23 protein-coding genes are annotated in these 18,396 nt (G+C 36.5%); 18 read left to right on the top strand and 5 right to left on the bottom strand.

Features of this window, described 5'->3' with window-relative positions; all coding sequences use genetic code 11:
* Positions 1 to 15: 15 nt before the first annotated feature.
* From B9N79_RS15755 to B9N79_RS15765, 3 genes are all read left to right on the top strand, one after another.
* On the top strand, positions 16 to 1,137 hold the full coding sequence (locus B9N79_RS15755) for a GerAB/ArcD/ProY family transporter (protein WP_085118677.1): 1,122 nt from the start codon (positions 16 to 18) through the stop codon (positions 1,135 to 1,137).
* A gap of 46 nt (positions 1,138 to 1,183) precedes the next feature.
* Positions 1,184 to 1,630: an OsmC family protein gene (locus B9N79_RS15760; RefSeq protein ID WP_046216813.1), complete on the top strand. Its 447-nt coding sequence runs from the start codon at positions 1,184 to 1,186 to the stop codon at positions 1,628 to 1,630.
* 104 nt (positions 1,631 to 1,734) lie between these two features.
* Positions 1,735 to 2,979 (top strand): DNA polymerase IV, encoded by a 1,245-nt coding sequence (locus B9N79_RS15765; RefSeq protein WP_046216814.1) that lies wholly within the window; start codon positions 1,735 to 1,737, stop codon positions 2,977 to 2,979.
* A 10-nt stretch (positions 2,980 to 2,989) separates the two neighbouring features.
* On the opposite strand, the gene B9N79_RS15770 is transcribed toward B9N79_RS15765, so the two are convergent.
* From B9N79_RS15770 to B9N79_RS15780, 3 genes are all read right to left on the bottom strand, one after another.
* Positions 2,990 to 3,784 carry an ABC transporter ATP-binding protein gene (locus B9N79_RS15770; RefSeq protein ID WP_046216815.1) on the bottom strand — a complete coding sequence of 265 codons (795 nt, stop codon included), beginning with the start codon at positions 3,782 to 3,784 and terminating at the stop codon, positions 2,990 to 2,992.
* 183 nt (positions 3,785 to 3,967) lie between these two features.
* Positions 3,968 to 4,108, bottom strand: coding sequence for a YrzI family small protein (locus B9N79_RS15775; protein ID WP_019393291.1), 141 nt, complete (start codon positions 4,106 to 4,108; stop codon positions 3,968 to 3,970).
* A gap of 315 nt (positions 4,109 to 4,423) precedes the next feature.
* Complete coding sequence (locus B9N79_RS15780) at positions 4,424 to 4,669, bottom strand: hypothetical protein (protein WP_019393292.1); 246 nt, start codon at positions 4,667 to 4,669, stop codon at positions 4,424 to 4,426.
* A 115-nt stretch (positions 4,670 to 4,784) separates the two neighbouring features.
* Here B9N79_RS15780 and B9N79_RS15785 point away from each other — a divergent pair, with 115 nt between their 5' ends.
* The 4 genes from B9N79_RS15785 (at position 4,785) to B9N79_RS15800 (ending at position 8,210) form a co-directional block, all read left to right on the top strand.
* Positions 4,785 to 5,342 (top strand): sigma-70 family RNA polymerase sigma factor, encoded by a 558-nt coding sequence (locus B9N79_RS15785; RefSeq protein WP_026009630.1) that lies wholly within the window; start codon positions 4,785 to 4,787, stop codon positions 5,340 to 5,342.
* Positions 5,327 to 5,734 (top strand): PadR family transcriptional regulator, encoded by a 408-nt coding sequence (locus B9N79_RS15790; protein WP_019393294.1) that lies wholly within the window; start codon positions 5,327 to 5,329, stop codon positions 5,732 to 5,734. The genes B9N79_RS15785 and B9N79_RS15790 overlap by 16 nt, the downstream gene beginning before the upstream one ends.
* 3 nt (positions 5,735 to 5,737) lie before the next feature.
* Positions 5,738 to 6,985, top strand: a complete 1,248-nt coding sequence (locus B9N79_RS15795; RefSeq protein ID WP_019393295.1) for an FtsW/RodA/SpoVE family cell cycle protein — start codon at positions 5,738 to 5,740, stop codon at positions 6,983 to 6,985.
* A 70-nt stretch (positions 6,986 to 7,055) separates the two neighbouring features.
* Complete coding sequence (locus B9N79_RS15800; RefSeq protein WP_082864695.1) at positions 7,056 to 8,210, top strand: FAD-dependent oxidoreductase; 1,155 nt, start codon at positions 7,056 to 7,058, stop codon at positions 8,208 to 8,210.
* A gap of 27 nt (positions 8,211 to 8,237) precedes the next feature.
* Here B9N79_RS15800 and B9N79_RS15805 read toward each other — a convergent pair whose 3' ends face one another.
* Positions 8,238 to 8,654: a hypothetical protein gene (locus B9N79_RS15805; RefSeq protein ID WP_019393297.1), complete on the bottom strand. Its 417-nt coding sequence runs from the start codon at positions 8,652 to 8,654 to the stop codon at positions 8,238 to 8,240.
* Between the two features lie 246 nt (positions 8,655 to 8,900).
* Between B9N79_RS15805 and B9N79_RS15810 the strand changes: the two genes are divergently transcribed.
* The 8 genes from B9N79_RS15810 to B9N79_RS15845 all read left to right on the top strand — a co-directional run bounded on the left by B9N79_RS15810 (position 8,901) and on the right by B9N79_RS15845 (position 12,711).
* The gene (locus tag B9N79_RS15810; RefSeq protein WP_040058131.1) at positions 8,901 to 9,350 is read left to right on the top strand and encodes a hypothetical protein; all 450 of its coding nucleotides are present in this window, start codon (positions 8,901 to 8,903) and stop codon (positions 9,348 to 9,350) included.
* A gap of 84 nt (positions 9,351 to 9,434) precedes the next feature.
* Positions 9,435 to 9,857, top strand: a complete 423-nt coding sequence (locus tag B9N79_RS15815) for a hypothetical protein (protein WP_046216817.1) — start codon at positions 9,435 to 9,437, stop codon at positions 9,855 to 9,857.
* Positions 9,858 to 9,941: 84 nt separating this feature from the next.
* On the top strand, positions 9,942 to 10,157 hold the full coding sequence (locus B9N79_RS15820) for a DUF1659 domain-containing protein (protein WP_019393300.1): 216 nt from the start codon (positions 9,942 to 9,944) through the stop codon (positions 10,155 to 10,157).
* A gap of 15 nt (positions 10,158 to 10,172) precedes the next feature.
* A complete protein-coding gene (locus tag B9N79_RS15825; RefSeq protein WP_019393301.1) occupies positions 10,173 to 10,388 on the top strand; it encodes a DUF2922 domain-containing protein in 216 nt (71 codons plus the stop codon).
* A gap of 102 nt (positions 10,389 to 10,490) precedes the next feature.
* On the top strand, positions 10,491 to 10,625 hold the full coding sequence (locus tag B9N79_RS15830) for a YvrJ family protein (protein WP_019393302.1): 135 nt from the start codon (positions 10,491 to 10,493) through the stop codon (positions 10,623 to 10,625).
* A gap of 226 nt (positions 10,626 to 10,851) precedes the next feature.
* Positions 10,852 to 11,355 (top strand): sigma-70 family RNA polymerase sigma factor, encoded by a 504-nt coding sequence (locus B9N79_RS15835; protein ID WP_019393303.1) that lies wholly within the window; start codon positions 10,852 to 10,854, stop codon positions 11,353 to 11,355.
* Entirely contained in the window at positions 11,348 to 12,430 is a 1,083-nt protein-coding gene (locus B9N79_RS15840) for an anti-sigma factor (RefSeq protein ID WP_158512792.1), read from the top strand. The genes B9N79_RS15835 and B9N79_RS15840 overlap by 8 nt, the downstream gene beginning before the upstream one ends.
* Positions 12,421 to 12,711 (top strand): hypothetical protein, encoded by a 291-nt coding sequence (locus B9N79_RS15845; RefSeq protein ID WP_019393305.1) that lies wholly within the window; start codon positions 12,421 to 12,423, stop codon positions 12,709 to 12,711. Before B9N79_RS15840 ends, B9N79_RS15845 begins: the two co-directional genes overlap by 10 nt.
* A gap of 14 nt (positions 12,712 to 12,725) precedes the next feature.
* On the opposite strand, the gene B9N79_RS15850 is transcribed toward B9N79_RS15845, so the two are convergent.
* Complete coding sequence (locus B9N79_RS15850) at positions 12,726 to 13,244, bottom strand: GrpB family protein (RefSeq protein WP_019393306.1); 519 nt, start codon at positions 13,242 to 13,244, stop codon at positions 12,726 to 12,728.
* A 299-nt stretch (positions 13,245 to 13,543) separates the two neighbouring features.
* Between B9N79_RS15850 and gabT the strand changes: the two genes are divergently transcribed.
* From gabT to B9N79_RS15865, 3 genes are all read left to right on the top strand, one after another.
* The gene (gene gabT, locus B9N79_RS15855) at positions 13,544 to 14,875 is read left to right on the top strand and encodes a 4-aminobutyrate--2-oxoglutarate transaminase (RefSeq protein WP_046216819.1); all 1,332 of its coding nucleotides are present in this window, start codon (positions 13,544 to 13,546) and stop codon (positions 14,873 to 14,875) included.
* A gap of 72 nt (positions 14,876 to 14,947) precedes the next feature.
* Positions 14,948 to 16,315: a sigma-54 interaction domain-containing protein gene (locus tag B9N79_RS15860; RefSeq protein ID WP_085118679.1), complete on the top strand. Its 1,368-nt coding sequence runs from the start codon at positions 14,948 to 14,950 to the stop codon at positions 16,313 to 16,315.
* A gap of 102 nt (positions 16,316 to 16,417) precedes the next feature.
* The gene (locus B9N79_RS15865; RefSeq protein ID WP_046216821.1) at positions 16,418 to 17,842 is read left to right on the top strand and encodes an NAD-dependent succinate-semialdehyde dehydrogenase; all 1,425 of its coding nucleotides are present in this window, start codon (positions 16,418 to 16,420) and stop codon (positions 17,840 to 17,842) included.
* The last annotated feature ends 554 nt before the right edge of the window (positions 17,843 to 18,396 follow it).

The following is an 18,396-nucleotide window of genomic DNA, read 5'->3' on the forward strand; positions in this document are numbered from 1 at the left end:
GAAAGTGTGAATAACGTGGAAAATATTAAAATCAGTACAAAGCAATTGTTCTTTCTTATTATCTTTTTCGAACATGGGAGCGCTCTTGTCGTTGGTCTTGGCGGAGGGGCTGACAGGGATGCGTGGATTGCTGTTTTGCTAGGGATGCTTAGTGGGATATGTCTTTTTTTTCTCTACGATCGCCTGTACAAATATTATCCCGATGAACCTCTAACAAGCTATGTTCAAAAAATTCTTGGTCCATTTCTAGGACGTATTGTAGCTGTGATGTATCTCGTCTATTTTCTTTATATATCTGCACGCGTACTGCGTGATTTCGGAGAGTTTCTTATTGCATTCTCATACGTAGATACCCCTTTATTTATCATTAGTACGTTAATGATGATGACGATGGTATATGCCGTTTATAAAGGGTTTGAAGTTATTGCTAGAACAGGTGAGCTGTTTTTCGCCCTTCTTTATTTATTAGCTATACCTGGTTTTATTTTAATCATTGCGTCCGGTCTCGTTGATTTAAGTAATTTAAAACCAATTCTTGAAAATGGCTGGAAACCTGTATTGAAAACGTTAGTAACGTCAACAATCTACTTTCCGTTTAGCGAAATGGTTGTGTTTTTAATGCTTCTTCCTTATTTAAAGGATAAGTCTAAAAGTACAATAGCAGGAATTTCGGCTATTTTATTAAGCGGAATTAACTTAACGCTTACAATGGTGATTAACATATCTGTACTTGGGTTAGATCTTTTTGAGCGCTCTCAGTTTCCCTTACTCGGAACAATTCAAAGAATTGAAGTAGCTAATTTTTTAGAGCGTCTTGATGTGTTTTTTATGGTTTATCTTATTCTTGGTGGATTCTTTAAAATTAGTATTTTCTTTTACGCTGTTTTAATTGGCACTGCAGAATTATTTAAATTTAAAGACTATAAAAAGCTCACATATCCATTCGGCATTTTACTTCTCCTCCTTTCAATGTCAATTGCAAGCAGCTATCCTGAACACATTAAAGAAGGAACAGGACATAATATTATTATGATTCATATTGTGCCTCAAATGCTTCCATTGCTTCTTTTAGTTATCGCTTATATACAAAAAAAGATAAGGAAAAACAAAGAGCATAAAAGTACGCGTCTTTCGTAATGTGTGCTATAGTGACAAAGTCAAACATTTAGAAGGAGGAATTACAATGGCTAAACATCCTTTTCAATTAGAAGCCGTTTGGAATGGAGGAAGAAACAGCGACGGGCATATTGAAGCAGGGAATTTAAAGTCTTCTATTTCGATTCCAAGAGAAATGGGCGGCCCTGGAGTTGGGACAAATCCTGATGAAATGCTGCTTGGAGCAGCTGCAACGTGTTACGTGATAACACTTGCTGCTATGCTTGAGAGAGCAGATATTGGAGTAGAGAGTTTAACTCTTCATTCAGATGCTGTTGTAGATGTTACAAACAACATCTTTACATATGAAAGTATAACGCATAAGCCTGTTATTACATTAAAAGCGGAATCAACTCCTCTTCAAGTTGAGAAAGCCCATCGTCTAGCACATAAAGCAGAAGAGTCATGTATGATTTCAAGAGCTTTAGCTGGAAATGTAAAATTAGCAACAGAAGAAACTGTTCGTGTAGTTTGAAAAATGATGAGCCCTATATGGGTTCATCATTTTTTTTATATCTATTGAGGAACGTATGTTCTTTTGGTAAGATAAAGGGAAAGCGATATTAAAGGAAGATGCTCATGAAATCGATGTATCCAAAAAAGGGACGCGTTATTTTACATATTGATGCAAATGCTTTTTTCGCCTCTGTTGAAATTGCGAACAATCCATCTTTGAGAAACAAACCAGTTGCAGTAGCAGGAACGAAGCGAAGAGGAATTATTTTAACGTGCAATTATGAAGCGAGAAAATATGGAATTTATACAACAATGCCTTTGTGGGAGGCAAGGAGGAAATGTCCAGAGCTTGCTGTTTGCACACCTAACTTTTCTTTGTACCGAGAAGCATCCCTAAACCTTTTCACCTATTTATCAACGATAAGCTCGTTGCTTGAACCTGCTTCAATTGATGAAGGGTACTTAGACATTACGAACTGCCATGAGCTTGGTACGCCTGTTGAAATTGCTGAAAGAATTAGAAGAGACATTTTACAAAAATATAATTTGCCTGTTTCAATCGGAATTGCACCGAACAAATTTTTAGCAAAAACGGCTTCTGATTTTAAAAAACCGCTTGGCATTACTATTTTACGAAAAAGAGATGTTCAAAAAGAGCTGTGGCCAAAGACGGTACATGAAATGCACGGAATTGGTAAAAAAACGGCTGAGAAGCTTCACAGTATTGGTATTCAAACGATAGGAGACCTGGCTGGGGAAGAAGAGAGGAAGTTATCTTCTTTACTTGGTGTTCTAGGACCACATCTAAAAAAGCGTGCGAATGGAATAGATGAACGCCCTGTTGATCCTGATGCTGCAGCAACGGTAAAAAGCATAGGAAATTCAACAACGCTAGCCTTTAATAGTGACGATGATGACCTCCTATTAAACACGTTAAGTAGCTTGTCTCAAACGGTTAGCAAACGAATGAAATTGAGAAATACGGTAACAGATGATATCCAAATTACGATACGGTACGCCAATTTCCAAACTGTAACAAGAAGTCAGCAATTGATGAATCCAATTGAAGAAAAAGAAGAGATTTTTCAAGTTGCTTCTTCTTTGTTTGACAAACACTGGAGCGGTTCTCCTGTACGTCTTCTTGGTATAACAGCTCTTCGGGTTGAAGAAAAAGAGCAATCATTAAAACAGCTTAGCTTGTTTACATACGAGAATGAAATTCAAGACGAAGAAATTTTAGATGTTGTTGAAGATATTAATAAAGAATTTGATAAACCGCTTTTACATCGAGGGGTTCATCATATTCAAAAAGCTTCTTCTTTTGAAGAAAACTTCAAGAAAAAATATGGAGCATGGAAAAAGCGCTAAACATAATTGTTTAGCGCTTTTCTTGTTGAAGAATTTTAACGTAGGTTCTTCCGTTTTCTGTTTGAGCTTCAAGAGGAACGTTGAAAAAGGTTGATAACGTTTTAGAGGTTAAAAGCTCTTCCTTCTTTCCTTGAGCATAGACCTCTCCGTCTTTTAATAAACAGGTTTTATTAAAAACAGGTAAAATTTCTTCGATATGATGTGTTACATAAATTAAGGTTGGACCATCCTCAAGGCGTGCCAGTGTTTCAATACTTTCTAAAAATGCTTCACGTGAAAGTAAATCAAGGCCATTGCATGGCTCATCAAGAATGAGAAGCTTGGGATTTGCCATAAGAGCTCGTGCAATAAGCACCTTTTGTTTTTCCCCTTGTGAGCAGATACCATATTCTCGCGCTGCTAGACCTTTGATTCCAAGCATCTTCATAAGCTCAGCCGCTTTTTCGAAATCTGCCTTTTCTGTTTGGTCATATAATCCAATAGAAGCGAATTTCCCGCTTACAATAACTTCCTCACAGAGCACTGTTGAAGAAAATCGTTCGCTAAGAGAGGAGCTAACAATTCCAATATGCTTGCGAAGCTCTTGTAAATTAACGTGACCAAACGTTTCTCCAAGAACAGAAATGCTTCCTTTTGTTGGCCAAAGATAGCCGTTAATCATATTTAAAAGTGTCGTTTTCCCAGAACCGTTTCGACCAACAAGTGCCCAATGTTCACCTTCCTGTATTGTCCAGCACACATTTTTAATAATCGGCTGCTTTTGTCTGATCCATGAAATGTTGTCTAGCGAAATAACGGTATTCATTGCTGTTCCTCCTACCCAAAAATAAAAGTCTATTAGTATAGTTTACTTTATTTTCTGAATTCGTCCAGCATACCGTTTCTAAAAAAGGCTATGTTGAGTCAATATCTATATAGTGCTTGATTTGATTTATTTTCCATATCGTCCTTCTTTTCATACATATCATCACCTTTCAAAATGGATTTATTAGTTGTGATAGTAATAGTTAATAATCTTATCGTGCTGTTCTTTCATAATCTTTTCTACAAACTCGTTGTATTCGATTTCTTCGTTTGTATACTTCCGCTTTTTAAATGAAATGGTAAAAAATATTAAGTTGAGCGTCATTCTTTTCACCTCCTTTCAAAGTAAAAAGCCACGAGAATACTCATGGCTTTAAACATAATAAAGCCACAGAACATCATCCGTCCTGTGGCGTAGAATGTGAAAAGAATAAAACTTATTTCACTCCACGGAAGGTCGGATGCAATAGAGAAAAACGGCAGCAACTAAGAGTATGCATAAACTTTTTCATAAATGTCGACCTCCTTGGAATTTTTTTCTTAACGATGTAATTATATAGAAAAATCAGAAAAAGGTAAAGGTGTTTTTGAAAAAATAGGCAAAAAGGGTAGAAATTATAAAAGCTTTCTAAGAAAATAGCTAAAGGGAGTATAGATGGCTAATCTCTTTTAAATCATTAAGAAGCATATGTTGTTCAGTATGTGAAAGAGGAGCAGGGTCTTTAAAATTGAGGAAGCCACCTTTTTTTATTTGTTCATAAAAAAAGTTCAGTTCATCCTTTGTATAAGATGAAGAATGAAAAATATCGTTAATCGCTCGAATATAAAACATATTTTCTTCTCTAACATAGTGTCCTGAAACAATTAAACCGGAGTATTGACTCATCTAATCTCTCCTTTTATACATATAGCATTAGTATGTCCATAAAAACATAAGTTAAAAAACCAAACTTTTAGAGAGGGGAGTTCGTCAAATGAAAAGAGAAGAAGGGGGTGTCAGAATGAGTGAGGTTGCACTCGAAAAACTAATCCAAGAGGATCAGTGTGATGAAGTACTTCAAGAACTCATGATTGATTATGGCCAAGATGTGCTGCAGCTTGTGTATTCATATGTGAAAAGTCGAGAAATTGCAGAAGACTTGACGCAAGAAATTTTCGTAAAGTGCTACAAAGCACTTCCTACATATAAAGGGCAAGCTAAAATGAAAACATGGCTATGGAGGATTGCGATTAATCACTGTAAAGATTATTTTAAAAGCTGGCACTACCGAAAAGTTATGGTATCTGAAAAACTCTCGCTTTTTTCTTCTCCTAAGCAAAAAAGTGTTGAAGAAGAAGTAATCCAAAAAAGTGAAGATGCAAGTTTAGTAAGTGTTGTCATGAATCTACCTATAAAATATAGGGAAGTTATTTACCTTTTCTATTTTGAAGAAATGTCGCTAAAACAAATTGAAGAGCTTATTGGTATTAAGCAAAATACGGTGAAAACACGCCTTAGAAGAGCAAAAGAGCTTTTAAAAGATGAATTAAAGGAGGCAGAACAATGGACGAAAAATTAGCATCCTTAAAAAAAGCGATGAAGAATACGGTTTTTAAAGATTTACAGTTTACAGATCGGCACCGTCGTGCTATTTCTTCTTCCATAAATGGAGGGGATAGTGAAAAAAATAAGATACTTTTCGCTGTGTTACAACTTGTGAGAACAGAAAAAACCGGAATGGAAATTTTAACTGCCTTAAAGTCGCAAGCTCTTTTTGCGTTTGAAGGGAAAGAAGGGATGATGTATACATTTCTTCACGAACTTGAGAATAAACGTTGGATTGTAGGTGAATGGAAAGCTGAGCGAAAATATTACAAGTTAACAGAAACAGGAGCGAAAGTGTTAGGAAAAGCAAGCGATATGAGAAAAGAAGTGAAGACTTTTAGCCAAAGTTGGAGTTTGGGAGAGTAATCAATGGATATGAAAGAAGCTTTTTTAAATCGGGTTACAGCTCATATTCGTTCTAAGGAAGCGAAAAAAGTCGTTCGACTAGAGCTCTATCAACATATGAGAGAGCTTTCTTCCTTATGGGAAGAAGAAGGAATGACGAAGGAGGAAGCAGAAAAGAAAACAATTGAACAAATGGGGAGTCCAGCTCAAATTGGGAAAAAGATGAATAAACTGCATCGACCTATTGTAGATTGGTTTGCTCTTTTAACGATGATTTCCTTCATAGCACTAAGTTTCCTAACTCCTATTCTTTTTACGAAAGTTTCCTCATCAGATATGCTCAAAATGCACAGTATAGGTGTTTCAATTAGCGTATGTATTGTTGGATTGCTTATGTTTTTTAACTATGAAAAACTGAAAAATAAAGGGTTGTTCTTTTATATAGCAGGATGTGCATTCCTTCTTTATATGCATTTTTTTGGTACCATAAAAGGAAGTCGAACTTTTGTTAGTATTGGTCCTGTTTTTTTAAGTGCTTATATAACATTTCCTTTTTTTCTTCTTTCATGGGCTTCATTTACGGTACGGAACAAGATGTCTTTTTTAGCATCAAGTTTTTTACTTGTGTTTCCGTTTTTTATGTTTATTAGGATGGGGTATTATGGACCTTCTCTTCTTTATGTCCTTCTTGCCTTATGTTTAGCAGGAGCAGGGAAGTGGAAAAGGAAGGGAAGCCATCTTTCTATATGGTTTGTTGTGTTGATTTTGTCAGCTTATGCTGCATCCTTACTAAGAGGTACAACGTTACCAAAGATTATAGACTTGTGGAGAGAAAAACCATACCAGCTTTTTTCAGAATCGTTTTATTTATTAAGCAGAGCAGGCTGGTTTGGAAATGGAGTTTTACCTTCAACAGTAGAACTCAATACAAAATATTATGTTGATTTAATCTTTGTACCTCTTACGTATATGTATGGGTGGCTTTTTAGTCTATTCTTATTATTTCTTATGAGCTTTCTGCTTTTTCGAATGTACCGAACATTCATTGGAACAAGGGAACCGTTTGGACGAGCTTTAACACTAGGCGTTATTCTCCTGTATGGGGTGACCTGTGGATGGGGTCTGCTTATGGGAATGGGAAAAGTACCGTTTCTAAACGTTTCTGTACCATTTGTTAGCTATGGTGTTATCTCATTTATGATTAATGCGTCCTTCATCGGCTTTGTTCTTAGCGTTTATCGGTGGAAGAATATAAACAGTTTGAAAGAGTAGTTTCATAGGGTTTTAAATTGAATCATGCTAAGATAGAAGGAAGAAAAACGTAATCAAGGGATGGAAAGGGATGAGATGTATGTATGATATGGTTATTGTCGGTAGCAATTTAACGGGACTTTCAGCAGCGAAAGCGTTTCATGAAAGAGAAGAAGGAGCGCGTGTCTTGATTCTGGCTCAAAGTACTGAGGAAGCTTACTCGGAAAATAACATGATTGATACAGAAATCTATGCGGGCAAAAATACGGTAGAACAAAATCTCGTGAAACAAGGGCATGAAGAGTTATACCGATTTTGTGATCAGCACAGCATTCCTTATAAAAAATGTGGCAAGCTTATTGTAGCAAAAGACGAAAAGGAAGTAGAACTTCTTCACTTTTTACAAAGAAATGATGAAAATAGTACGGTTCTTTCACAAGAGGAGCTTTTCGAACGAGAACCTTTTGCACTTGGTGTAGGCGCCCTTTATCTTCCATCTGCAGGCATTGTTGAGTATAAAAAAGTTGCCTCAGCACTTTTACAAGAGGTAACAGAAAGTGGAGCGGAAATACGATATGATGAAAAAGTAAAAAGTATTGTGGAAGGGAAGAAATCGGTTGTAGTAGAAACGAACAATGGAGCGTACTATGCCAAAAAATATATTAATTGTGAAGAATCTCAAAGTGATAAAGTTGCAAAATTAAGCGACTACTATACAGATATAGAGAAGTTCCCGTTACAAAGACAGTACTATTCTGTTAAAGAAGCGAAACTCCAGCACATTGTGTCACCTGTGCCATCTGCCCTTGTCCCTTTTGTAAATATTTATGTAGCTCCGACGCTTAACGGCGGAATGGAAGTTGGTTCTTCCATAAACGAGGGTCACGGTAAAGGAAATATAAAAGAGTTTATTTCGAATATATCAAGTATCAGAAAAGTTTCTTCTTACAAAAGCATGCTTGGAACATATAAAAAAGCGATGAAGGATGTAGGCTCCGAAGAGTATTTCTTAGAACAGGTGCAAACCGTTATTCCTTCCATTGCTAGAGAAGATCTTATACCGCATTTTACAGAGCAGGATCAAGCTGTTGTTATAACAGACGACCAGTTCCGAGATGGCTTCTTCTTCATTAATGGGGAGTGTTCTGCTCATGTTGTGCAAATACCATACTATGGGAGAAAAGCCTCGTTCGCTATTGGGCAGTATTTAGTAAATCAAGTGTATGAGCCTACGCTTCTCTCTTAAAGAAAAAGCCCGTGCCATAACACGGGCTTATTTTAACAAAGTTCGAATTTCTTTAGGATTATAGTTGAATTCAAAGAAAAGGGTCCGATTTTCATCAGTAAATACCATAAGGAGCGGTTTTTCACGCTCGCCAAAAATAATAATAACTTCATCAACAAGGTCGTCCATCCATTCATTTTTAATGGAAACAGCAGGGTCAAGGGGAATCCGCACTAATGCTCCTTTTCGAGGAAGCGGGCTTACTTTTTTACTTAATAAAGTTATGGAACGGATGCTTTTTTCTGCCTCTTTTTGCAGTACCTTATTTGTTGGTGTAATCTTAACAACTTTACTTTGGGTAAGATCGAAAACTTCCACATTCTTATTTGAGGATGTGAAAGAATCTGAAAATCCAGTTAGAAATATAGAAAATATAACAAGATAAACAGCAATTTTCTTGCTCATTTATTTTTTCGCTCCTTTCTTTCTTGAAAGAGCAGTTTTATATAAATTCTTCTTCTTTTTTATACTTCCCACTACATAAAGTTTTACGAAAGGTAATAAAGGGTTATAGAGTAAAAAAGAGAAGGTTTGTTTTAAATAAAGTAACTTTAGCAATATTTATATAGGATTTTTATATTGACTTGTTGAATAATATAAGAATATAACCTGTTAAGCATGCACGATAAAAATGTAAAGGAGAGAAAAAAATTGATACGCTTACTGCAGATTGCTTATGATATGCCGTGGTTAGTGGAGTGCAGCGAACAGCTTGCCCGGGCGCATGAAGAAGTTTTTCATTCGCTTGCTACAATAGGACAAGAATCAGTTCCTTCTTTTAATCAGGAACAGTTTTTAGATCACATAAAGAAATGGGTTTTAGAAACTTTTTCATACATAGAAGATGTTAAGAAATACGAGGAAAACCAAAATTTGGAGAGGGAACAAGAAGTTTTAAATTACTTTAAATATTTGGAAGACAACCAGCTTCCCCATTTTTATGTCATGGTTGAATGTCTTGTTCGTGAAATAGGAAAGGATCTTTATTTTCTTCATTCAGCTGGATTTTCTGAAGAAGAAAGAAACGTTATCTTTTACACATACAAAGAAGAACAAGAGATTATTCAAAATGAAGCGGAAGTAGCAAATTGGCAAGGATAGGATGGTTCACCACCTTTTTTGTATAAAGGACAAAGCCTCTTTATGATACACTTTACTCAATGGTAAAGTTAAGGAGGCGTTAGATTGACTAACTTTGCAGCAAATGTCTTTTTTTATGAAAAGCGTAAAGGTCATCTTGCCAAACTTACGGCAATTTGTGATAGTATTGAAGGTTTTCCTCTAGATTATACGGCAGAAAGTTTGCTTGATATCGAACTTTTATATAGAGAGATAGAGAAAAAAGAAAAATGGTCCATCTTTCAAACGTCAAAAGAAGAGTTTGAGGAAATGATGTTTGTGTACTTTGGGGAAGTTGTGATCGAATCTCTATCTGGCGCTCAATGGGTGATAGCAGAACATCCTCTTTTACAAGGGGAACAGGTGATGGGGATGGAGTATAATGCATATGCAATCTATGCTACGGCTGGTTTTGAAGACTTAAACAACAAGCCTCTTCACTACTTGTTTTATGAGTATGAACGGTTTACAAGAAGAAAAGCTATATAAACGATAAAAAAGGGTAGTCATAAAAAAATGACTACCCTTTTTTTGTTGTTACTTTGTATAAAAAGAGTGAAAGGAGGGATAAAGATGGCAAATACAATCTTACAAACACGCAAGCTTCGACTCGTATTTTTGGAAGGGACAAATGAGAAAGGAAATCCGGTTTATGCTTTTAAAACGTACAACACAAAAGCTAGCAGCACCGAAGATCAGTTGTACAAAGCAGCGAATGCTCTTGCTTCCTTACAATCGCTTCCACTTGAAAGAGTAGAACAAAATGACGTTCATTTTATTGTTGAATAATAAGGGGGAACAATAATGGAGAAAACGCTAAGTATGCAGTTTTTAAATGAAAGTGGAAAATCAGTAAGTATCTCTTTGCAGCATCCTAGAGAAAATGTGACAGAAGCCGAGATTAAAGCAGTGATGGAGGAACTTATTTTACAGAACATATTTAGTTCACAAGGTGGAGATTTTAAAGAGGTAAAAGGAGCTCAAATTGTGAGTCGAGAAGTAACAGAGCTTATCGTTTAAAGAAAACGCCAAGCGCTGCTAAAAACATATTAGCACGCTTGGTCTTTTTTTATAAAAGAGGTGAAATTCTAGTACATTTACGTTAGAATAGGGGGATATAAAATGGACCAATTTATTTCAATTGCATCAGAAGTTGGCTTTCCAATTGCTGTGAGCATCTATTTGCTTCATAGAATTGAAGGAAGACTTAATGCGCTAATTGAATCTGTTGACAAGCTACCAGAGCGACTTTTTTAAAGTTTAAAATGAAAAGGTAAAGCCCCTCTAAAAGACGCATCAAAGGGGGAGTTTTACCTATTTTTTGACGTTCTTGAAACCTTTACATCCATTAAACGTATGAAAAGAGAATTTGACTTTTTTAATAAAACAATGTAAAACCAGAAATTAAGGTGCAACTTTTTGCTGCCTCGATTCGTTTTGTAAACGGAATAAACGGGTGGAGGTTATAGAAAGGGAAAATACAATGGATGAACAAACGTTAGAAGACTTATATAGGCAATATGTAACAGATGTGTATCGATACCTCCTTTCGTTAAGTAAAGACCATTATATAAGTGAGGATTTAGTGCAGGAAGTATTTTATCGTGCTTACTTACATGTTGATAAAGATGAGACAACCAATATAAAAGCCTGGCTATTTAGAGTTGCGCATAACGTGTGGATTGATTTCTTAAGGAAACATAAACGTGTATCTGTTGTTGACGATGAATTTTTTCGTACTGTTCAATCGAACGATCAAGTGGAAAAACAGGTGCTTACAAAAGATTCGGTTCAAAATGTTTTTAACGCTATGGACGAACTATCTCCTAAATATAGACAAGCTGTCTTGCTATCAGATGTAAGAGAACTTACATATCAGGAAGCAGCAGATGAGATGGGTGTATCGCTTGCGAACTACAAAAGTATTTTGTTTCGAGCACGACGGAAACTGCGCAAGTTAAAGGAAAAGGATGATGACATTGGATAATGAATTTCGCAAGAAGCTAGAGCTCTATAAAGAAGGAAAGCTTTCTCAAGCTGAGGAAGAGGAGCTCGAGCAAGACTTAGAAAAGTTTGAGGTTTATCAAGATTTTCTTGATGAAGAATTTGAACCGAATATGGAAGAACAAGGATTATCGGAAGAGAAAAAGTTGAAATTAATCAACTTAGGAAGAAGAAAAGCTGTAATTAAAGCGGCTTTGCTTGGAAGTGTATTGCTTCTTTCTATCTTACCTGCTGGGACGCTTTTAACGTATATCTTTTACGGATACGGAGAAGAACAAAATATGGCAAATCGCTTTTTGGACGTTGCCTCAGATACGGTAATGGTCACAGAGCCCAACGTACAAGTTGATCGCAATAAGTTTCATGAGCAAGTTGGTCTTTTTACCTTAAGTGCCAATCTTGATATGTGGAAACAAGTTGGAACAGAACAGACACGGATTGGGGATAAAGGACTCAATTTATGGTTTAGTAACCTTGAAAACGTGGATCATAATTATTTAAGCGATTCTTTTTCTTCTTCTCAGAAAGTGAAAGACTTAAAAATCCATCATCCGAGCGTGAGCCCGTTTCCTTCATCTGAAAAAGAGTGGCAGCGTTTAAGTCAGCTACCAGAAGGAACGGTTGCAGAGGCTTACGTGTCGTTTGACAAATTATATGATCCAAGTGATGTGGAAAATCTGCTAGGGAATATAGATCATAAAACATTATGGTATGCTATTGATACAGGATATGAAAAAGAACAAAAAGATAAAAATGGCGTTGTGGTAACACCAATGGGTTATCCTGTTCAAAATGGAATTGAAAATCCAAAGAAAATGACAACAGAGGAATTTCATCAAATTTTAAAAGAGCTTACTGAAAATGAAAAGTGGTCTGAAAAAATAGCAAAATCGCGGGACTTGCATTTAAAAGAACGCTTAGCTTATGTCAATAAAAACGGCATCAAAACATATGGTATTGTTATGACAGGCCCAACAAAAGAAATTTTGAAGCTAAAGGATAATAAGCATGTAAAAGGATTAGAACTAGGTGAGGTGGAACTTTGGCAATGGGAATAAGAACAAAGCGAAATCATGAAGAACCCCTTATTGGGTTAATATCGTTTGGAATCGGTTTTTTAGGATTGATTTTAGCTAATGTGACCATTTTAACGCAAAAGATGTATTTAGAGCTTCTTCTTCCATTCTTATTTATTGGAGGAGGACTTGGTTTCATTAGTTTATTTTTAAAGCGCCGAAAAAGCACACTGTCACTTTTAGGTTTTTTACTGAACGTGGTTATTTTAATTTCATCTGCGCTTGTTGTACATTATATAGGGGTAATTCACAACCTACCTTAAAAGGCTCGGGAACTTCATCCCCAGCCTTTTTTTTGGTTTGAGTAGTTTATAACGTTGTTAATAAAAGAAAGCTTTTGACTAATATATTCTTGAAGATCGTGAACCCCATTTCTTACAAGGCCATGTTTAAAGCTGCCGAAGTTTTGGGCAATCTTAGGTGTGCTGCGTAAGTAGTCGCGCCAAAGTAGTCCGTTTCTCCACCGCTCTCCATCATAAAGAACAATATGTAAGTTAATCGAAAGGTTTGTTCGTTTTGTAAAAAGCAATCTTTCATTTTCTATTTCTTCAGTTAATGTGTAATCAAGACTTTCTAATTTATGATAGAGTGGCTCTGTCAGTCGTAAAGAATACATGCCTGCTTGAATATCGATAACAGGTCTTGCAATCATCCCTTCAACAGCAGTACTTCCTACATGTTCTATATCACATAAGTCCATACCTAACGCTTTTTTGATTCGATGCTTTTCATAATGGAAGAGCTTCGGCCACGCTGGGTCATAAGTGGAAAGTGAAATGGTTTCTTCTTTTTTCAATCTTTATCCCTCCCAAATCACCATTCATTAAAAGTATACAAAAAAAATACTCGTTTGTTATCAAATTTGATGATTATAAGCAAACGGTAATGAAAAAGTAATCGGTTTGTAAATTTCAATCATACTATGCAAACTTAAACGATATATAGGAACTAAGTCAAGAAAGACTTATTGAGTCTTTTTTGACTTAACGTATGCACAGAGCAGAGAATAAAAGTCTTTTCTTATCGTCTTTTTAAAAGTTGGCACGGAACTTGCATTATAAGAGAGGGAAGACTTTATTTAGAGGAGAGATTGCAATGAGCAAAGAATATAAGAAATCAGAACAGCTATTAAAACGAAGAGAAGCTATTGTCCCAAAAGGCGTTAGTTATGGGAATAAGGCATTTGCTCAAAAAGCAGAGGGAGCTCTTGTTACAGACGTAGATGGCAATACATTTATTGATTTTGCAGGAGCGATTGGCACAATTAACGTTGGCCATAGTCATCCAAAAGTGACAGAAGCCTTGCACAAACAAATTGATGATTTTATTCATACAGGATTTAATGTGATGATGTATGAGTCATATATTGAATTAGCGGAAAAGTTAGCAAGCCTTGCCCCAGGAAGTTTTGAAAAAAAGGTAATGTTTTTAAATAGTGGAGCAGAAGCTGTGGAAAATGCAGTGAAAATTGCTCGTAAATATACGAAGCGCCAAGGAGTAATCTCCTTTACACGCGGCTTTCATGGCAGAACATTGATGACGATGACGATGACAGGAAAAGTAAAGCCTTATAAATACGGATTTGGTCCTTTTGCACCTGAAGTGTATAAAGCACCTTATCCATATGAATATCGTCGTCCTGAAGGAATGACAGAAGAGCAGTATACAGATTTTATTATTGATGAATTCAAAAAGTTTGTATTGTATGAAGTAGCTCCAGAGACAGTAGCTGCAGTTGTAATGGAGCCTGTTCAAGGTGAAGGTGGTTTTATTGTCCCGTCTAAAAAGTTTGTTAAAGAGATTGCTGCATTTTGTAAGGAGCATGGAATACTGTTCGTAGCAGATGAAATTCAAACAGGGTTTGCACGCACAGGAAAAACGTTTGCCATTGAGCATTTTGACGTTGAGCCAGACTTAATCACAGTTTCAAAATCTTTGGCAGCAGGTGTACCGCTCAGTGGAGTAATAGGACGAAGTGAAGTAATGGATACAGCTGCCCCTGGAGAACTTGGAGGAACCTATTGCGGAAGCCCGCTTGGTTGTAAAGCTGCTCTTGCTGTGCTTGATATTATTGAAGAGGAACAGTTGAATGACAGAGCTGTTAAGCTTGGTGAAACTGTAACAAACCGTTTTAAAACATGGCAGAAAACATTTGAATGTATCGGAGACGTTCGTTCTCTAGGTGCTATGTGTGCAATGGAGCTTGTAAAAGATCCAAAAACAAAAGAGCCCGACGCTCTTCTTGCTAAAGAAATTGCTCAAAAAGCGAATGAAAGAGGTTTGCTTCTTTTGAGCGCTGGAGTATATGGGAATGTATTGCGTGTTCTTATGCCACTTGTGATTACAGATGAACAGCTTGAACAAGGGTTAGCTCTAATGGAAGAGCTATTGAAAGAATGTACATCTAGCAAAGAGCTTTCATATTAAAACAAGTCTATAATCCTTTTTCCCCTTTATGCTATGATGAAGATAAAAGAATTGAGCAAAAGGGGAAAAAAGATGACATTTCATACCCATCATCATGAACAGGTAGCAGAAGAGCTTTACGATATTTTTGAATCATCTTTTGATGAAATTTTTGTAACAGATGCACACGGTACGGTCATTATGGTGAACTCAGCTTGTGAACAGTACTATGGTCTCTCTAAATCAGATTTTGTTGGAAAGCATGTAAGGGAGCTAGAAGAGCAGGGGATTTTTTACCCTTCAGCAAGTCTTCAAGTTATTGAAAGTAAACAGGCCTTAGAAATTGTTCAAAAAACAGATAAAAGTCGTTATCTTCATGTAAGAGCACGACCTATTTTTTATAAAAATGGAAAACTTAAAAGCGTCATTAGCTATTCAAGAGACTTAACAGATTTAATGGAGCTTTCTCATCAAGTTGATAAAATGGAGCAGCAAATTGAATTTTACAAGCGTGAGCTTGTTCAAACGCAGAGCGACATAACAGGAATTATTGTTCATAGCGATAAAATGAAAAAAGTGTTTCAGTTTATAGAACGAGTATCAGTAGTTGATACAACAATCCTTATTCTTGGTGAAACAGGAGTCGGAAAAAGCAGAATTGCTCGCCTTATGCATGATAGGAGTTCTCGTAAGACAAAACCTTACTATGAAGTGAATTGCGCAGCGCTGCCCGAGACGCTTATTGAAGCAGAGCTTTTTGGCTATGAAGGCGGTGCTTTTACAGGGGGGCTTAAGCAAGGAAAGAAAGGATTGATTGAGAAAGCGAACTGTGGCACGCTTTTTCTTGATGAAGTTGGAGAACTTTCTCTTTCAGCACAAAGCAAGTTGTTGCACGTATTACAAGAAAAGAAAGTGCGTCCAATTGGAGGAACAAAAGAAATAAAGCTTGATATAAGAATTGTTGCAGCAACAAATCAGTCTTTAGAAGAAATGGTGAAAAAGGGTACGTTTAGAAGAGACTTATATTACCGGCTGAATGTTATACCACTGTACATACCGCCTTTGAGAGAGAGAAGAGAAGAGATCATTCCACTTGTTCATCATTTTTTAACCGTTTTTAATGAGCGATATAATCGAAATGTGGAATTTTCTCCGAAAGTCTTTGAAGCTTTTTTGAAAGGAGAATGGCCCGGAAATATAAGAGAAATTGAAAATATGGTTGAGCGGCTTGTTGTGACAAGTGAACGTATTGTTACCATAAGAGATGTTCCATTTCTTCAACAAGAAACATATACGTCCGCGCATTTATCTCTTCACCAAAAATTAGAAGAGCTTGAATGCCGTCTTATCCAAGAGGCATATGAAGAATTTGGCTCCTCTTACAAAGTAGCTGAAGAACTTGGAATTAGCCAGTCTTCAGCGATAAGAAAGATTCAGAAGTACACAAGAGGGATAGAGTAGTTTTTGTAGAAAAAATTCTGAGCATTTCAATAAGTCAGACAAAGGAAAATATGCTAGAGTAAAAGATAGAATGAGAAGATAAAGAAGGGTGTGGAAAAACTAATGACTCAAGAGCGCTTATATATTGACGGAGAATGGATTACACTTCAAGAGAATATTGAAGTAAACAATCCAGCTACAAATGAAGTAATTGCGACTGTTCCAAACGGAGGAGAAAAAGAAGCAGAGAGAGCAGTTGCTGGAGCTTATGAAGCATTTTCAACTTGGAAAAACAAAACGGCTGTAGAACGCTCGTCACTTTTAATGAAATGGTATGAAGCCATCGCGGCTGAAGAAAAAGAAATAGGAAAACTGATGACAAGGGAACAGGGAAAACCGCTTAACGAAGCAATTGGAGAAGTGAAATATGCCAATAGTTTTTTAGCATGGTATGCAGAAGAAGGAAAACGAATTTACGGGGAAACAATCCCTGCTTCAGCACGAAATAAGCGTCTTTTTGTGCAAAAGCAGCCTGTTGGAGTTGTAGCAGTGATTACACCTTGGAATTTTCCAGCGGCTATGATTACTCGTAAGGTAGCACCAGCGCTTGCTGCTGGGTGTACAGTTGTAATCAAACCAGCCGAACAAACACCTTTAACTGCTTTTAAGCTTGCGAAACTTGCTGAAAAAGCAGGAATCCCAAAAGGAGTTATTAATGTTGTAACAGGAAATGCTGCTGAGATAGGAGAAACGTGGATGAAAGACAGCCGGGTTCGTAAAATTTCATTCACAGGATCTACAGAAGTTGGCAAACTGCTTATGCGTGGTGCAGCAGATACAGTAAAAAAAGTATCGCTTGAGCTTGGAGGACATGCTCCTTTTATTGTGACAAAGCATGCTAATATTGAAAAAGCTGTTGAAGGAGCAATTACTTCAAAATTTCGTAACGCAGGCCAAACATGCGTATGTACAAACCGTATTTATGTACATGAAGCAGTTGAAAAAGAGTTTACAGAAGCATTTGTTGCAGGGGTAGAAAAGCTGCGCGTTGGAAATGGATTAGAAGAGGGAGTAGAGATTGGCCCATTAATTGATGAAAAAGCAGTCAAAAAAGTCGCTTACCAAATTCAAGATGCAAAGGATAAAGGGGCAGCTCTTCTTTTAGGCGGAGATCAAAGTGCTGAACAGGGAGAAAACTTCATGCAACCAACCGTCATTAGTAATGTTGATGATAGTATGCTTTGTATGAGAGAAGAAACGTTTGGACCTCTTGCTCCTATTTCAACGTTTAAAACAAATGAAGAGGTCATACAGCGAGCTAACAACTCTCCATATGGGCTTGCTGCGTATGTGTTTTCTGAGCATATTTCAGAAGCAATATCAATTGCCGAAAATCTGGAATACGGCATTGTTGGGCTGAATGATGGTCTTCCTTCAACAGCTCAAGCTCCGTTCGGTGGATTTAAAGAAAGTGGTTTAGGACGTGAAGGCGGACATCATGGACTTGATGAATTTTTAGAAATTAAATATATTTCCCTTGGCCTATAAGTGAAAAAGAACTTCAAGTGATATTGGCATATAGGGAAGATAGAGTGCAAAAATTTCTTGATTTTTTATAATGAGCTTATCCAGAAGGAAAATAGCCCAATACTTATCTGAAAACCCTTGGATTTCACTGCGAAATTCAAGGGTTTTTATTTTGTTAGGTTGCTAGATAATAAACATAGTTCTGTTCTAAATTATTTATACTTTTATTTTCCTCATTTCAGTATTGTCTATATGAAAATCCCTAACTAGTTATTTATGATATCTTAAAGAAGGAAGATACTTATACAAATATTTTTATTAATTTTCTCAATTTTAGAGTGAATAAAGTCGTTTTTTTCGTAAAAAAGCGACGGAGCACTTTCAGATGAATTAATAGAATCTGGAGAGCGAAGCGCACTTGTTGAATTCCATACTTGCACTTTATATGCAGACATGGTTTAGGATAGCTGTTTCCCTTAGTACAATTGGTTTTAAAAAATGGCATAGAAACAGTACTTTTTTCTGCGAACAAGTAATTAAGAGCTTTATAGTACTCTTATATCCCTTCATTTTAG

The sequence above is a fragment of the Priestia filamentosa genome, from assembly GCF_900177535.1.
Classification (GTDB): domain Bacteria; phylum Bacillota; class Bacilli; order Bacillales; family Bacillaceae_H; genus Bacillus_I; species Bacillus_I filamentosa.

Bases quoted from the DNA above. Each gene is read 5' to 3' on its own strand.
- B9N79_RS15760 (WP_046216813.1), top strand. From the start codon at position 1,184: ATGGCTAAACATCCTTTTCAATTAGAAGCCGTTTGGAATGGAGGAAGA.
- B9N79_RS15765 (WP_046216814.1), top strand. From the start codon at position 1,735: ATGAAATCGATGTATCCAAAAAAGGGACGCGTTATTTTACATATTGAT.
- B9N79_RS15770 (WP_046216815.1), bottom strand. From the start codon at position 3,784: ATGAATACCGTTATTTCGCTAGACAACATTTCATGGATCAGACAAAAG.
- B9N79_RS15775 (WP_019393291.1), bottom strand. From the start codon at position 4,108: ATGACGCTCAACTTAATATTTTTTACCATTTCATTTAAAAAGCGGAAG.
- B9N79_RS15780 (WP_019393292.1), bottom strand. From the start codon at position 4,669: ATGAGTCAATACTCCGGTTTAATTGTTTCAGGACACTATGTTAGAGAA.
- B9N79_RS15785 (WP_026009630.1), top strand. From the start codon at position 4,785: ATGAGTGAGGTTGCACTCGAAAAACTAATCCAAGAGGATCAGTGTGAT.
- B9N79_RS15790 (WP_019393294.1), top strand. From the start codon at position 5,327: ATGGACGAAAAATTAGCATCCTTAAAAAAAGCGATGAAGAATACGGTT.
- B9N79_RS15795 (WP_019393295.1), top strand. From the start codon at position 5,738: ATGGATATGAAAGAAGCTTTTTTAAATCGGGTTACAGCTCATATTCGT.
- B9N79_RS15800 (WP_082864695.1), top strand. From the start codon at position 7,056: ATGAGATGTATGTATGATATGGTTATTGTCGGTAGCAATTTAACGGGA.
- B9N79_RS15805 (WP_019393297.1), bottom strand. From the start codon at position 8,654: ATGAGCAAGAAAATTGCTGTTTATCTTGTTATATTTTCTATATTTCTA.
- B9N79_RS15820 (WP_019393300.1), top strand. From the start codon at position 9,942: ATGGCAAATACAATCTTACAAACACGCAAGCTTCGACTCGTATTTTTG.
- B9N79_RS15825 (WP_019393301.1), top strand. From the start codon at position 10,173: ATGGAGAAAACGCTAAGTATGCAGTTTTTAAATGAAAGTGGAAAATCA.
- B9N79_RS15830 (WP_019393302.1), top strand. From the start codon at position 10,491: ATGGACCAATTTATTTCAATTGCATCAGAAGTTGGCTTTCCAATTGCT.
- B9N79_RS15835 (WP_019393303.1), top strand. From the start codon at position 10,852: ATGGATGAACAAACGTTAGAAGACTTATATAGGCAATATGTAACAGAT.
- B9N79_RS15845 (WP_019393305.1), top strand. From the start codon at position 12,421: ATGGGAATAAGAACAAAGCGAAATCATGAAGAACCCCTTATTGGGTTA.
- gabT (WP_046216819.1), top strand. From the start codon at position 13,544: ATGAGCAAAGAATATAAGAAATCAGAACAGCTATTAAAACGAAGAGAA.
- B9N79_RS15860 (WP_085118679.1), top strand. From the start codon at position 14,948: ATGACATTTCATACCCATCATCATGAACAGGTAGCAGAAGAGCTTTAC.
- B9N79_RS15865 (WP_046216821.1), top strand. From the start codon at position 16,418: ATGACTCAAGAGCGCTTATATATTGACGGAGAATGGATTACACTTCAA.